Source organism: Catenulispora sp. MAP12-49 (assembly GCF_041262705.1).
In the GTDB taxonomy this organism is placed as follows: Bacteria; Actinomycetota; Actinomycetes; order Streptomycetales; family Catenulisporaceae; genus Catenulispora.
The window spans coordinates 67,273-81,756 of the sequence record NZ_JBGCCP010000026.1 but is presented as its reverse complement, the minus strand read 5'-3'; the positions used below and the strand labels follow the sequence as shown (position 1 = coordinate 81,756).

The window sequence follows — 14,484 nt, the reverse complement described above, 5'->3', positions numbered from 1 at the left end:
AAGCCACAAGGGCCCCGCCCGAAGGCGAGACCCCTGCGACGTGCGACAGCTGAACCTCAGTGGTGGCCGTGCCCGGCCTCGATCTCCTTGTACTCCTCGACCGTGGTCTCCACGTGGTCGGAGAACATCGCCTTGGAGGCCCTGGCGCGCAGCTTCAGCGCGCGGTTGCCCGGGCGCTCGACGCCGTTCTCGTCCGTGGCGGGGCCGAGTTCCAGCGGCTTCTGCACCTCGTGCGCGGTCAGGCGGTAGCGTTCGCCGGCCGACAGGGGTTCGTGGACCTCGGTGAACTCGCCCTCCAGCGAGACCTTGATGATGCCGGTCTCGCGGCCGTGCAGGACCTTGTCCTTGTCGCGGCGCTGCAGGCCCAGGGCGATGCGCTTGGTGCACCAGAAGGCGATCACCGGGCCCAGGAAGACCAGGACGCGGAAGGTCCAGGTCAGGGCCTCCACCGAGAGGTGGAAGTGGGTCGCGATCAGGTCGTTGCCGCCGGCCAGCCACAGGACGCCGTAGAACGTTATCCCGGCGACGCCCAGGCCCGTGCGGGTCGGGCGGTTGCGCGGGCGGTCCAGGATGTGGTGCTCGCGCTTGTCGCCGGTGATCCACTGCTCCAGGAACGGCCACACCGCCAGGGCGGTGAACAGGATGCCCGGGACGACCAGCGAGGGGATCAGCACGTTGAAGGACAGCGTGTGGCCCCAGATGTTCCACTCCCAGTTCGGCATCATGCGAAGGGAGCCTTCGAGGAAGCCGATATACCAGTCTGGTTGGGAACCCGCGCTGATCTGGTCGGGTACGTACGGCCCGTACGCCCAGATCGGGTTGATCTGGACCAGGCCCGCCAGCAGGAAGCAGACGCCGAAGATCACGAACATGAACCCGCCGGCCTTGGCGGTGTACACCGGCAGCAGCGGCAGGCCGACCACGTTCTCGTTGGTCTTGCCCGGACCGGCCCACTGCGTGTGCTTCTGCACGAACACCAGGATCAGGTGCGCGGTCACCAGGCCGACGATCAGGGCCGGGATCAGGAGCACGTGGATGGTGAACAGGCGCGGGATGAAGTCGTGCCCGGGGAAGTTGCCGCCGAACAGGAAGTACGAGACGTACGTGCCCACGATCGGGATCGACAGGATGACGCCGGAGGCGATGCGCAGACCGGTACCGGACAGCAGGTCGTCCGGCAGCGAGTAGCCCGCGAAGCCCTCCAGCAGGCCCAGCACCATCAGCGTGAAGCCGATCAGCCAGTTGATCTCACGGGGCTTGCGGAACGCACCGGTGAAGAAGATGCGCAGCATGTGGACCATGATCGACATGATGAAGATCAGGGCCGCCCAGTGGTGCACCTGGCGCATCAGCAGTCCGGCGCGGACGTCGAAGCTGATGTGCAGGGTCGAGGCGAAGGCCTCGGACATCGAGACGCCGTCGAGCGGGTGGTACGAGCCGTTGTACTGGACCTCGCCCATGCTCGGGTTGAACCACAGCGTCAGGAAGACGCCCGAGAGCAGGATCAGGATGAACGAGAACAGCGCGATCTCGCCGAGCAGGAAGCTCCAGTGGTCCGGGAAGACCTTCCGGAGCAGGTTCTTCGAGCCCTTGTAGATCCCGAGCCGCTCGTCCGCCCAGTTGGAGACCGGATCGGTCTTCACGGGTTCGTTGTCGGCCGAGGCCCCGCCGACCGGGGCAGTCGTGGCGCTCATCCGCGCTCCCAGAAGCTCGGGCCGACCGGCTCCCGGAAGTCGCTCACGGCGACCAGGTTGCCGTCGGCGTCGACCGTGATCGGCAGCTGCGGCAGCGACCGCGCGGCCGGGCCGAAGATGACCTTACCGTCGTCGGACAGGTCGAAGGTCGACTGGTGGCACGGGCACAGCATGTGGTGCGTCTGCTGCTCGTACAGCGCCACCGGGCAGCCGACGTGGGTGCAGATCTTGGAGAAGGCCATGACGCCGTCCACCGACCAGTCCCACTGCTTCTTCTTCTGCGCCTCGGAGCCCTTCAGGGCCTCCTGGGGCAGACGGACGACCAGCACCGCGGACTTGGCCAGGTTGTCGATCCGCTCCTCGGGCACGTCGTTCAGGCTGGCCGGGTTCGCCAGCGCGAGCGTGCCGACCGTGACGTCGGAGACCTTCAGCGGCTGGCCGGTGTTCGGGTTGACCAGCTTCTCGCCCGGAGCCCACAGGGTGTGCCGCAGGGCGTCCCCCGGCAGAGGGCCGAGGTCGCGCAGCAGCCACACGGCCGGCAGCGGGAGGATCATCATGGCGGTCAGCAGGGAACGCCGGATGAGCGGGTACTTGGTGAAACCGGAGTCCGCGACGCCCTGCTTGAACTCCGAGACCGCGAACGCGGTGGACTCGGGGTCCGACTTCATCGGGTGCCGCTCCTGGACCAGGTCCACGTCGGTCATCAGGGTGCGGGCCCAGTGGATGGCCCCGCCGCCCAGCGCCAGGAACGCGAAGCCCAGGCACAGGCCCAGGGCCAGGTTGTTCATGTTCACGGTGCCCAGGCCCGTGAAGGTGTGCACCCGCGTGTTCGGCACGAAGGTGTAGCAGACCATCGACCCGATCAGACCCACGATCGAGATCAGGAACAGCAGGGCGACCTGGCGCTCGGCGCGCTTGGCGGCCTTGGGGTCGAGGTCGGTGACCCGGGGCCGGTAGGCCGGCAGACCCGGGTCCTGGAAGGGGTCGTCCGCCGCGGCGTCCTTGGTCAGGGTGCCGTGGCCCGCCCCACCGGTGTTCTCAGGCAGGTGGTCCGTTTCCATGTCCCGATCAGTCATTGTCGGTGGCGTCCTTCCCGGTGGTCGCCTCGAAGTGCGCGACACGGGCACGGGACGCCTTGGTGGTGTGCGCACCGATCCAGACGGTGAACACGAGCAGCAGGCCCAGCACGATCGTCCAGGCGAACAGACCCTCGGAGACCGGGCCGAGCGAGCCCAGGTCCAGACCGCCGGGGTTGGGACCGGTACGGGTCTGCAGCAGGTACGCGATGATGTCCTTCTTGTCCTGCGGGGACATCACGTTGTCGTTGAAGATCGGCATGTTCTGCGGGCCGGTGAGCATGGCCTCGTAGATGTGCTTGGGCGAGGTCTCCTTCAGCGACGGCGCGTACTTGCCGTCGGTCAGGGCACCGCCGGCGCCGGCCACGTTGTGGCACTGCGAGCAGTTGCTGCGGAACAGCACACCGCCGTTGGAGACGCTCGCGGCGTTGTTCGGGTCGGCGGCGTACAGCGACGGGTCCGGGACGGCCGGGCCGGCCCCCAGCGAGCTGATGTACGCGGCCATGTCGTCGATCTCGTCCTGCGTGAAGACCGGCGGCTTGCTGGGCGCCTGCGGGCCGATCTGCTGCGCGGGCATGCGGCCGGTGCCGACCTGGAAGTCGACGGCGGCGGCGCCGACTCCGATCAGCGGCGGACCCGAGCCCTGCACACCCTGGCCGTTCATGTTGTGGCAGGACGAGCACGAGGACTGGAAGAGCTTCTGGCCGGCCAGCACCTGGTCCGGCGTGTAGGCGGCCGAACCAGCCGCCGACGCCGTGGAGGAGCCCAGGGTGGCGTATGCCGCGCCGATCATGGCCAGCGCGAAGAAGAGGACGACGAACGCGGCCAGCGGATGGCGCCGTCGTGCCGAAAGCGTGTTCACGACAGAGGATTCCTTACCGATTCCACTGGTCCGGACTACTTCATGATGTAGATGACGAAGAACAGGCCGATCCACACCACGTCGACGAAGTGCCAGTAGTAGGACACGACGATCGCGGAGGTGGCCTGATCATGGGTGAATCGCTTGGCGAGATAAGTCCGGCCCAGCACCAACAGGAACGCGAGCAGCCCGCCGGTGACGTGCAGGCCGTGGAACCCGGTGGTGAGGTAGAACACCGACGTCCACGCGTTGTGGCCGATCGTGTAGTTCTCCTTCACCAGGGCCGAGTACTCCCAGACCTGACCGGACACGAAGACCGCGCCCATGATGAACGTGAGGATGAACCAGCTCCGCAGCTTCCGCACGTCCCCACGCTCGGCCGCGAACACGCCCATCTGGCAGGTGACCGAGGACAGCACCAGGATGGTGGTGTTCGGCACGGCCAGGGACATGTTCAGGTGCTTGGCCTGCTGAACGAAGTAGGCAGACCCGTGCACCGATCGGATCGTGAAGTACATCGCGAACAGTGCCGCGAAGAACATCAGTTCCGAGCTCAGCCAGACGATCGTTCCGACGCTGACCAGGTTCGGCCGGTTGGGCAGGCGGTGGGCCTGCCCCGCTTGAGTAGTTGCAGTTGCTGTCGCCACGGCCGCCATTATGTCGTCACCCCATGGCGGCTCCGCGCCGGGGGTGGGTGTTAAGGAACCAGTGTCCTGTGCGTATGGGGCCGATCGAGTTAACGAAGGCCCGGATCCCGGTGTTCCCGGGCCGCTTCGGACACGCTCGGTATGGCGTCTGGACCAGCTGAGCGACGGCCGCAGACCTTGTCGGGCGGAGATGTCCTATCTGAGGACAAGCGACCGGAAGCCGGGTTCTGGTCCGGACGGGTGAGCAGACCCGGGCCGAACCCGCCGGATCGGCGGGCCGACCGTCTGGAAGCCGAGCTTGCACGCCGAGTAAGCTCGCGCTTATGAACAACCAGCACGGCAACGCTGGTAGTGCCAGCGAGACCGCCATCAAAGTCCTCATCTACAGCGACGACTCCACCACCCGGGAGAAGGTCGTGCTGGCGCTCGGGCGCCGGGTGGCGGCCGACCTGCCGCCGATCAAGACGCACGAGTACGCGACGCCGGCCGCCGTGGTCGCCGCCGTGGACAAGGGCGGCTTCGACATCCTGATCCTGGACGGGGAGGCGACCCCGGCCGGCGGCATGGGCGTGTGCCGCCAGCTCAAGGACGAGATCTACCAGTGCCCGCCGGTCCTGGTGCTCACCGGGCGCCCGCAGGACGGCTGGCTGGCCACCTGGTCGCGGGCCGAGGCGTGGACACCGCACCCGATCGACCCGGTCGCCCTGGCAGACTCGGTCGCGGAGCTGGTCCGGGCGCGGCTCGCCAAGCGCGTCGCCGCGTAGGGTTCCGCTGTGGAGGAGCCCTGGGCCGTGCGGGCCCCGGGCCGCTTCTCCTTCCGAGATTCACTCCTTTGAGCGACCCGAGCGATCCGAGCGTTCCCAGCGTTCCGTAGACGGAGGCGAACCGCCGATGACCGAGCAGCGCACGTGGCCCGAGCTCCTGTCGGCGGTACTGCGCCGCGAGGACCTCTCGGTCCAGGACGCGGCGTGGGCCATGGACCGGGTGATGACCGGCGAGGCCACCCCGAGCCAGGTCGCGGGCCTGGCGGTGGCGCTGCGCGCCAAGGGCGAGGCGATCGACGAGATCGAGGGCTTCGTCCGCTCGATGTACAAGCACGCGCTGCTCATCGACGTCCCCGGCGCCACGGTGGACATCGTCGGCACCGGCGGCGACCGCGCACACACCGTGAACATCTCCACGATGTCCGCCATCGTCGCGGCCGGCGCGGGCGCCACGGTGGTCAAGCACGGCAACCGCGCCGCGTCCTCCTCCTCCGGCGCCGCGGACATCCTGGAGCGGCTCGGCGTCCGCCTGGACCTGCCGCCCGAGGCGGTGGCCCAGGTCGCCAAGGAGGTGGGCATCACCTTCTGCTTCGCCCCGGTCTTCCACGCCTCCCTGCGCCACGCGGGCGTCCCCCGCAAAGAGCTGGCGATCCCGACCTTCTTCAACTTCCTGGGCCCCCTGACCAACCCGGCCCGGCCCAGGGCCAGCGCGGTCGGCGTCTTCGACGAGCGCATGGCCCCGATCGTGGCCGGCGTGTTCGCCCGCCGCGGCGTGGAGGCACTGGTCTTCCGCGGCGACGACGGCCTGGACGAGATCTCGGTGGCCACCACCACCACCGTCTGGACCGCCACCGGCGGCCAGGTCCACCGCGAGGTCTTCGACCCCCGCGACGTCGGCATCGAGTACTCCCCCGTCTCCGCCCTGCGCGGCGCCGACCCGGAGTTCAACGCGGACGTGGCCCGCCGCATGCTCGCCGGCGAGCAGGGCGCGGTCCGCGACGCGGTCCTGCTGTCCTCAGCCGCAGCACTGGCGGCGCTGGAGCCCTCCGCCGAGCCGGTGACGGCACGGCTGGGCGCCGGCCTGGCCAAGGCCGCCGAGGCGATCGATTCGGGGGCCGCGCAACGGGTGCTGGCGAAGTGGGTCGAGGTGTCGGAGCGGCTGGTGCGGGAGGGCTGAGCGCCGGATGCGGGCGCCTGCCGGTTTCGGGTGCCCGCCGGTCGCCGAGGCGGGCACGCGGGGGTCAGAACTCCAGGTCGGACCAGCTGATGGCGATGGGGAACGGCTCGTCGGTCAGGACCGCGTCACGGCTGAGCCCGGATTCCCAGTACCCGACCGGTCCGTACCGACCGCGGTACTCCCCCAGACGCCACTGTTCGATCGACTCGACAGCCGAGTCGTCGGGCTTCAGCCGCACGATCCAGTAGTGCTTGATCCCGGAACGCGCGTATTGAGTCATCTTCGACTCGAACCCGGTATCCGGATTGTCCTGCCCGGTGTCGGTCGCCCTGCTGGACTTCGACACGATCTCGACGGCCAACACCACGTGCTTGGCCCACAGCTTCGTTTCTTCTGCTTCGAGGCAGCGATAGACCAGAACATCGGGCCGACGTACGGTCGCGCACGGCACCTCCCACAACCGGATGTCCGAGTCCACAACCACCTTCAGGCAGGGAAACGTGCCTTTCTCGACCGCCTTCTTGGCTGCGGCCTTCAGGACCACGGCCAGCTCGATGGATACGTGCTGGTGGCCCAGGCTGCCGGACTCCCGCCGGATCAGGCGGCCGTTGTCGAGCTCGTGATCCCGACAGAAGTCCTCGGGGATGTGCTCCCACATCTCCAGTGTGACGCCGTCGAGCAGGCCGGCCCACTCCACCAGGCTGAAGGCGGCCCAGAGCTCTGGCGACTTCTCCAGCTCCGCTACCGGAGGTGGAGGTGGTTCGTAGTTCATAGCGACTGTCATACCCCAAAAGGCTAGCCACGCCCTCTGACAGGACGTGGCCAACCGATTGCGAACAGCGACCGAGCTCTACTGCGCCTGCACCCCCGCGCCGGAACCCGCGAGCCACTGGCTCCAGCTCAGGTTCCAGTCGTCGAAGCCGGGCATCGAGTTCGTCGTGACGTTGGGCTTGGTGTCCGACGACTGCAGGACGTTCACCACGTCGCCGACCTTCACCGTGTTGAAGAACCACGCGGCGTCGTCCAGGCTCATGCCGATGCAGCCGTGGCTGCCGTTCACGCGGCCGAACTTGCCGTCGTTCCAGGGGGCGGCGTGCAGGAAAGTGCCGGATGTGGTGAGCTTCACCGCGTCCTGGACCTTCAGGTCGTAGAAGTCCGAGGCGTCGGTGAAGTTCACCGAGGCCGAGGTCATCTGGAGTGAGGAGTCCTTCTCCAGGACCACCATCTTGCCGCTCCAGGTCATGTGCTTGGGGACCTCGCCGCCGCTGACCAGGATGGTGCGTAGGACCTGGCCGTTCTTGGTGACGGTCATCTTGTCCTTCACCAGGTCCACGGTGCTGATCACCGAGTCGCCGATGGTGAAGGAGAAGTCCTTGGTGAACGAGCCGTAGGTGGTCTCGCCGGCCTTCACGCCGTTCAGGCCCAGGTGCACCTGCACCTTGGTGCCCGGCTGCCAGTAGTTCTGCGGGCGCCAGTCCGCCTCGGTGTCGCTGCGCCAGTTCCACGCGCCGTCCACGTGCGGGGTGGTGGTGACGGTCATCGCCTTCTCGACGGCCGCGCGGTCCTTCTCGTTCGGCGCGTTGGTGAAGAAGACCGCGACCGGCTGGCCGACGCCGACCGTGGTGCCGTTGTCCGGGACGTAGTGGTCCAGGCCCAGGCGCTTGCCCGGGGTCAGGGTGGTGAACTTCGACGTGGTGGTCTTCTCGCCCCCGGAGCCGTCCTGCGCCTTCACCACGACCGTGTAGGTGCTGGAGATCGCCAGGTTGCCCGTGGAGGCCCAGGAGGAGCCGTCAGCGGCCAGCGCCCCGGCCACGGTCTTGCCGGAGCCGTCGGTGGCCGTGACGCTCTCCAGCTTGCCGTTGACGGCGGCGACCTGGATGCCCTTGCCCGGGTCGGCGCCCTGGGTGCCGTCCGCGGGGCTGGCCGAGAGCGTCATCGGCTGCGCAGCCGCGGAGGAGGACGTCGCCGGGGCGCCGCCCGCGGCCCCTCCGGAGGCCGGCGACGAGGCCGTCTGCCCGTCCCCTACCGGCGCCGTCGCGGTCTTGGTGCCCGACGAGCCGCCGCACGCACCCGCCAGCAGCGCCACGGCCGCCGCGGCCGCCGTCCACTGCGCTACCCGCCGATACCGGCGCCGTCCGCCCGCGGTGACACCGTGCCTGATCTGGTCTGCCACGAGTCCCTCCCGTTCCACGTGAGCTGTCATGCTCTATAAGTTGTCATGCCCTTGAGCCTGGAATGATCCTTACGATCTACACCCGGATAGACGCCTCAGGGGCCTTGTGCGTTGCGTCTGATCTCGAAAGAAGGTCGTCTCGTGACATTCCTGGGACAGGGCGCAGACATTGGAAAGCAAAAGGGCCGGGCCCCGGATCGCTCCGGGGCCCGGGCCCTTCTCCAACTTCAGCAGACCGCCCGGGGGCAGCCGCGCCGGTTCAGTGCCCGGCGCCGGCCTCGCCGTACCGGTTGTTCTCACGCCGGTAGTACTCGAACACCAACCCGATCACCGAGTAGGCGCCGAACGGGACCGCCACCAGCAACAGCCACCATCCGAAGATGATGCCCATGAAGGCGATCGCCGCGGACCCCGCGGTGTACAGCGGCCACCACGAGTGCGGGGAGAAGAAGCCGAGCTCGCCGGCCATCTCCGAGATCTCCGCGTCGTCGCGGTCCTCCGGGCGCGGCCCGATGCGGATCGCGGTGAAGTACAGGTAGAACCACACCAGCGCGCACAGGCCGAAGGCCATGGACAGCGCGGTGGTGCCGACGGTGTCCTTGGACAGGAACCAGTACACCGGGATGTCGATCATCAGGAAGACGGCGACGAACCCGAAGAGCTTGGCCTCGACCTTCACTTGGCACCGTCCTCCGTGTCAGTCCCGGTCGTGTCCTGAGTGTCCTGCGCCGGCGCCGACTTGGCGGCGGCCACCGCGGGCTTCTTGCCGTGCCCGTGGCCCAGGTCCAGGGCCGCGACCTCGGGGTGGTGCAGGTCGAAGGCCGGGGATTCGGAGCGGATGCGCGGCAGCGAGGTGAAGTTGTGCCGCGGCGGCGGGCAGGAGGTGGCCCACTCCAGGGAGCGGCCGTAGCCCCACGGGTCGTCGACCGTGACCTTCTTGCCGCGCTTGGCGGTGATGTACACGTTGTACAGGAAGGGCAGGGTCGAGGCGCCCAGGACGAACGAGCCGATCGAGGAGATCGTGTTCAGCGTGGTGAACCCGTCGCTGGCCAGGTAGTCCGCGTAGCGGCGGGGCATGCCCTCGGCGCCGAGCCAGTGCTGCACCAGGAAGGTGGTGTGGAAGCCGACGAACAGGATCCAGAAGTGGATCTTGCCCAGGCGCTCGTCCAGCATCTTGCCCGTGAACTTCGGCCACCAGAAGTAGAAGCCGGCGTTCATCGCGAACACCACGGTGCCGAACAGCACGTAGTGGAAGTGCGCGACCACGAAGTACGAGTCCTGCACGTGGAAGTCGATCGGCGGGGAGGCCAGCAGCACGCCGGTCAGACCGCCGAACAGGAAGGTGACCAGGAAGCCCACCGACCACAGCATCGGCGTGTCGAAGCTCAGCGAGCCGCGCCACATGGTGCCGATCCAGTCGAAGAACTTGATGCCGGTGGGCACCGCGATCAGGTACGACATGAAGGCGAAGAACGGCAGCATCACCGCGCCGGTGGTGAACATGTGGTGCGCCCACACCGTCACCGACAGGCCGGCGATCGACATCGTCGCCATCACCAGCGTGTTGTAGCCGAAGATCGGCTTACGGCTGAAGACCGGGATGATCTCGGAGATGATGCCGAAGAACGGCAGCGCGACGATGTACACCTCTGGGTGTCCGAAGAACCAGAAGAGGTGTTGCCACAGCAGCGCCCCGCCGTTGTCCGACTCGAAGATCTGCGCCCCCAGGCGCCGGTCGGCCTCCAGCGCGAACAGCGCGGCGGCCAGCACCGGGAACGCCATCAGGACCAGCACCGCGGTCAGCAGGATGTTCCAGGTGAAGATCGGCATGCGGAACATCGTCATGCCGGGCGCGCGCATGCACACGATCGTGGTGATGAAGTTGACGCCACCGAGGATCGTGCCGAAGCCGGACAGCGCCAGACCCATGATCCACATGTCCGCGCCGATGCCCGGGGAGTGGATCGCGTCGGTCAGCGGCGAGTAGGCGAACCACCCGAAGTCCGCGGCGCCCTGCGGGGTGAGGAAGCCGCCGACGGCGATCAGCGAGCCGAACAGGAACAGCCAGTAGGCGAACATGTTCAGCCGCGGGAAGGCCACGTCCGGGGCGCCGATCTGCAGCGGCACGATGACGTTCGCGAACCCGATGAACAGCGGGGTGGCGAACATCAGCAGCATGATCGTGCCGTGCATGGTGAACGCCTGGTTGAACTGCTCGGTGGTCAGGAACTGCAGACCCGGCCGGGCGAGCTCGGCGCGCATCAGCAGGGCGAGCAGGCCGCCGATCCCGAAGAAGCAGAACGACGTGATGAGGTACATGTACCCGATCACCTTGTGGTCGGTGGACGTCAGCCACTTGACCACGATGTTGCCGGGGACACGGCGCTCGTACGGCGCGCTGACCGCGCGCGGTTCACTGATGGCCGTCACTTTTCTTTCCCTGTGGTGTCGTTGCCGATACCGGTCAGCGGGCCGACGCGCAGCGGGACGCCGTTCGGGTTGTAGCCCACGGGCATCTGGCCGGTCTGACCCTTGCCGGTCACCGGGTCGATCTTGTTCGCCAGGGCCTCCAGGTGGGCCTGGTAGTCGGCCGCGGAGACGACCTTGACCTTGAACAGCATCCGGGAGTGGTCGACGCCGCACAGCTCGGCGCAGCGGCCGATGAACTCGCCCTCCTTGTTCGGGGTGAGCTCGAACTCGTTGACCCGGCCGGGCACCACGTCCAGCTTGAACAGGAAGTTCGGCACCCAGAAGGAGTGGATGACGTCGGTGGAGGTCAGGGTGAAGCGCACCCGCTCGTTCACCGGCAGCCACAGCACCGGCAGGTCCGCCGGCGTGCCGGCGTCGTACACGGCCAGCTGGCCGGGGGTGGCCTGCTGCGTGGTCGCGTCGTAGTTGTAGTTCCACGACCAGGACCACTGCCGGCCCACGACGTTCACCTTGACGGCGGGGTCCTTGTGCAGCGCCAGGAGCTTGGACTCGTCCTTGGCCGTGAAGAAGAACAACACCGCGATCATGATGAACGGCACGACCGTGAACAGCACTTCGATCGGCACGTTGTAGCGGGTCTGAGCGGGGATCTCCACACCGGTGCGCTTGCGGCGGTAGAAGATGACGCACCACAGGATCAGGCCCCACACCAGGGCGCCGACGGCGAGCGCGGCGATCCACGAGCCCTGCCACAGGTGCAGGATGATCGGCGCTTCCTTGGTGGCCGGCGCGGGGACGCCCAGCCGTTTGAACTGGCCGCTGTCGCAGCCGGTGGCGGTCGCGGCGACCAGCCCGGCCACGGCAAGAACGCCGAGCTTCGCGCGCCGCGATCGCCGCGCCGGGGTGGTGCGCTGCGGCGACGGGTCGGAGCCGTGTGGACTCAAGGTTGCCTTCCCGAGGTTCAAGCCTTGGCGGCAGGCAGGCGGCGGACCCGCCGGGATCGCACCCGGTGTGCCCGCACGTCACGGCCCTGCCAGGGGCGGTGTCTTCTCTCTCGCGGCCAAACCCTACTCCAGCCCCAATTGCCTCCCGCGTGCAGGTCCCGGTTAACGCTTGTGGCGGGGTGCGGCGGTCACGCTTACGGCCGAACTGACGAGCGTTCATCCGAAGATCGGAGCGGGGGAACACGCCGTATCGTCAAGGCTGTGACTCATTTCGACGCCGCCTCCGCCGAGCCCCCGCACCCGGCCGCCCGCGCCGCGCTGCTGGCGGCGTTCGACGAGGGCTGGGCCGACCCGGGCCGGCTGTACCGGGCCGGACGGCAGGCACGGATGCTGCTGGACCAGTCCCGGGCGGCAGTGGCCGAGGTGCTCGGGTGCCGGGCCCGGGAGGTGTTCTTCACTCCTTCGGGGACGGCGGCGATCCACTACGGGGTCGCCGGGGTGCTGGCCGGGCGGCGGCGGACCGGACAGCGGCTGGTGGTCTCAGCGGTCGAGCACTCGGCGGTGCTGCACGCGGCGGAGCTGCATGTCGCGACGGTCGGGAGTGGTGGTGGAGGCGGTAGCAGCGGCGGCACCGGCGGCAGCGGCAGCGGCAGCGGCAGCGGCAGCGGCAGCGAACCGACGATCGCCGAGGTCCTGGCCGCCTCCGGCGTGGTGTCGGTGGTCGGCGTGGACCCGCTCGGCCGCGTGGACCCCGAGGTCTTCGCGCGCGAGGTGCGGGTGCCGGGGACCGCCCTGGCCTGCCTGCAGGCGGCGAACCACGAAGTCGGCACGGTCCAGCCGCTGGCGCCGGTGTTCGAGGCCGCGGTCGGGGCCGGGGTCCCGCTGTTGGTGGACGCCGCCCAGGTCGTGGGGCGGTTGCCGGTGCCCCGGGAGTGGTCGGTGCTGTGTGCTTCGTCTCACAAATGGGGAGGGCCGGCCGGCGTCGGGATCCTCGCCGTCCGCAAGGGGACGCGGTTCGCCCCGGCGTGGGCCGTCGACGAGCACGAGGACGGCCGGGTGCCCGGGGCGGTGAACCTGCCCGGGATCGTCGCGGCCGCCGCCGCGCTGCTGGCCCGGGAGCAGGAGCGGGAGGCCGAGGCGGTAAGGCTGCGCGCGCTGACCGAGCGGCTGCGGGCGGTGCTGCCGACGGTGGCCGACGACATCGAGGTCTTCGGCGACCCGGTGGACCGGCTGCCGAACCTGGTCGCCTTCTCCTGTCCGGCGGTCAACGCCGAGGCCCTGGTGCTGGACCTGGACGAGGCCGGGTTCGAGGTGTCGTCGGGCTCGGCGTGCACCTCGGACACCGTCACCCCGAGCCACGTGCTGGTCGCCATGGGCGCCGCGGACCGGGGCAACGTGCGGGTCTCGCTGCCGTTCGGCACGGCGGAGGAAGACGTCGACCGCTTCCTCGCCGTGCTGCCGCGCGTTGTGGAGAAGCTGCGCTGACCAGAAGCCGCACTGACCCGATCGAGTGAAAGCACCGGGCCGGCTCGGGCTGCCCAGACTGCTCAGCACACTCAGGGCACTCAGGCCGCCAGGTGCTTCACGACCTCGCCGGCCGCGGCACTGCCGTAAGCCACCGCGAAGCGCTCCAGGAAGCGGCCGCGGCTCAGGTCGTACTCCTGGGTGCCGATCGTCTCGATCACCAGGGTCGCCAGCATGCAGCCGACCTGGGCCGCCAGTTCCTCGCCGGCACCCCAGGACAGGCCGGCGATGAAGCCGGCGCGGAAGGCGTCGCCGACGCCGGTCGGGTCGGCCTTCGCCTCCTCCTTGGGGGTGGCGACCTCCAGGACCTGGACCTCGCCGTCCGCGGTCCGCCGGGTGATGCGCACGCCGTTGGCGCCGAGGGTGACCACCCGGGCGCCGACACGGCGCAGGATCTCGTCGGCGTCCCACCCGGTCTTCTGTTCGATCAGCGCGGCCTCGTACTCGTTGGTGAACAGGTACTGCGCGCCGTCCACGAGCCGCTTGATGTCCTCGGCCTCCATGCGCGCCAGCTGCTGGGAGGGGTCGGCGGCGAACGGGATGCCGCGCTCGCGGCACTCCTCGGTGTGCCGCAGCATCGCCTCGGGGTCGTCGGCGCCGATCAGCACCAGGTCCAGACCGCCGAGCCGGGTGGCGATCGGGCCGATCTCGATCAGCCGGGCCTCGGCCATCGCCCCGGTGTAGAAGGAGGCGATCTGGTTGTGGTCGGAGTCGGTGGTGCACACGAAGCGCGCGGTGTGCAGCAGGTCGCTGATCCGGACCGACTCGCAGTCCACGTTGTGCCGCTCCAGCCAGGACCGGTACTCGGCGAAGTCCTCGCCGGCGCTGCCGACCAGGATCGGGCGCATGCCCAGCTTGCCCATGCCGAAGCAGATGTTCGGGGCCACGCCGCCGCGGCGGATCTCCAGGGAGTCGACCAGGAACGACAGCGAGACGGTGTGGAGCTGGTCGGCCACCAGCTGCTCGGCGAAGCGGCCGGGGAAGCTCATCAGGTGGTCGGTCGCGATGGAGGCGGCGACGGCAACACGCACGGGAGACTCGATTCTGTTCGGCGGGGAAGTCGGCCGCGGCACCGGTCGCTCCGGCGTCCGGGGACCTCGCGGGTGTCGCGGTTCTGGCGGGCATCTCGCGGGCACGGCAAATGGGTGGACCCGCGAACGGGCCCACCCACCGTATTAACCGCCGCCGGGGCC

12 protein-coding genes and 1 pseudogene are annotated in these 14,484 nt (G+C 68.9%); 3 read left to right on the top strand and 10 right to left on the bottom strand.

The window, feature by feature from the left end:
* Nucleotides 1–56: 56 nt before the first annotated feature.
* Genes ABIA35_RS35400 through ABIA35_RS35385 form a run of 4 tightly spaced genes read right to left on the bottom strand, consistent with a single transcriptional unit; the run spans nt 57 to nt 4,288 of the window.
* Nucleotides 57–1,694 (bottom strand): cytochrome bc complex cytochrome b subunit, encoded by a 1,638-nt coding sequence (locus ABIA35_RS35400; RefSeq protein WP_370339846.1) that lies wholly within the window; start codon nt 1,692–1,694, stop codon nt 57–59.
* Nucleotides 1,691–2,770, bottom strand: coding sequence for a Rieske 2Fe-2S domain-containing protein (locus tag ABIA35_RS35395; RefSeq protein ID WP_370339845.1), 1,080 nt, complete (start codon nt 2,768–2,770; stop codon nt 1,691–1,693). Before ABIA35_RS35395 ends, ABIA35_RS35400 begins: the two co-directional genes overlap by 4 nt.
* Nucleotides 2,763–3,632 carry a c-type cytochrome gene (locus ABIA35_RS35390; protein ID WP_370339844.1) on the bottom strand — a complete coding sequence of 290 codons (870 nt, stop codon included), beginning with the start codon at nt 3,630–3,632 and terminating at the stop codon, nt 2,763–2,765. Before ABIA35_RS35390 ends, ABIA35_RS35395 begins: the two co-directional genes overlap by 8 nt.
* 35 nt (nt 3,633–3,667) lie before the next feature.
* Nucleotides 3,668–4,288: a heme-copper oxidase subunit III gene (locus ABIA35_RS35385; RefSeq protein WP_370339843.1), complete on the bottom strand. Its 621-nt coding sequence runs from the start codon at nt 4,286–4,288 to the stop codon at nt 3,668–3,670.
* 314 nt (nt 4,289–4,602) lie between these two features.
* Between ABIA35_RS35385 and ABIA35_RS35380 the strand changes: the two genes are divergently transcribed.
* Nucleotides 4,603–5,043 (top strand): hypothetical protein, encoded by a 441-nt coding sequence (locus ABIA35_RS35380; RefSeq protein ID WP_370339842.1) that lies wholly within the window; start codon nt 4,603–4,605, stop codon nt 5,041–5,043.
* Between the two features lie 127 nt (nt 5,044–5,170).
* Nucleotides 5,171–6,220: an anthranilate phosphoribosyltransferase gene (gene trpD, locus ABIA35_RS35375; protein ID WP_370360857.1), complete on the top strand. Its 1,050-nt coding sequence runs from the start codon at nt 5,171–5,173 to the stop codon at nt 6,218–6,220.
* 64 nt (nt 6,221–6,284) lie between these two features.
* On the opposite strand, the gene ABIA35_RS35370 is transcribed toward trpD, so the two are convergent.
* From ABIA35_RS35370 to coxB, 5 genes are all read right to left on the bottom strand, one after another.
* Nucleotides 6,285–7,004, bottom strand: coding sequence for a Uma2 family endonuclease (locus tag ABIA35_RS35370; RefSeq protein WP_370360856.1), 720 nt, complete (start codon nt 7,002–7,004; stop codon nt 6,285–6,287).
* A 66-nt stretch (nt 7,005–7,070) separates the two neighbouring features.
* Nucleotides 7,071–8,393: an Ig-like domain-containing protein gene (locus tag ABIA35_RS35365; protein ID WP_370339839.1), complete on the bottom strand. Its 1,323-nt coding sequence runs from the start codon at nt 8,391–8,393 to the stop codon at nt 7,071–7,073.
* 259 nt (nt 8,394–8,652) lie between these two features.
* A complete protein-coding gene (locus tag ABIA35_RS35360) occupies nt 8,653–9,072 on the bottom strand; it encodes a cytochrome c oxidase subunit 4 (RefSeq protein WP_370339838.1) in 420 nt (139 codons plus the stop codon).
* On the bottom strand, nt 9,069–10,823 hold the full coding sequence (gene ctaD, locus ABIA35_RS35355) for a cytochrome c oxidase subunit I (RefSeq protein ID WP_370339837.1): 1,755 nt from the start codon (nt 10,821–10,823) through the stop codon (nt 9,069–9,071). Before ctaD ends, ABIA35_RS35360 begins: the two co-directional genes overlap by 4 nt.
* On the bottom strand, nt 10,820–11,767 hold the full coding sequence (coxB, locus tag ABIA35_RS35350) for a cytochrome c oxidase subunit II (RefSeq protein WP_370339836.1): 948 nt from the start codon (nt 11,765–11,767) through the stop codon (nt 10,820–10,822). Before coxB ends, ctaD begins: the two co-directional genes overlap by 4 nt.
* A gap of 261 nt (nt 11,768–12,028) precedes the next feature.
* Between coxB and ABIA35_RS35345 the strand changes: the two are divergent.
* Nucleotides 12,029–13,249: pseudogene (locus ABIA35_RS35345) on the top strand (cysteine desulfurase family protein); the annotation flags it as partial.
* Nucleotides 13,250–13,332: 83 nt separating this feature from the next.
* On the opposite strand, the gene ABIA35_RS35340 reads toward ABIA35_RS35345, so the two are convergent.
* Nucleotides 13,333–14,322, bottom strand: coding sequence for a carbohydrate kinase family protein (locus ABIA35_RS35340; protein ID WP_370339834.1), 990 nt, complete (start codon nt 14,320–14,322; stop codon nt 13,333–13,335).
* Nucleotides 14,323–14,484: the final 162 nt, after the last annotated feature.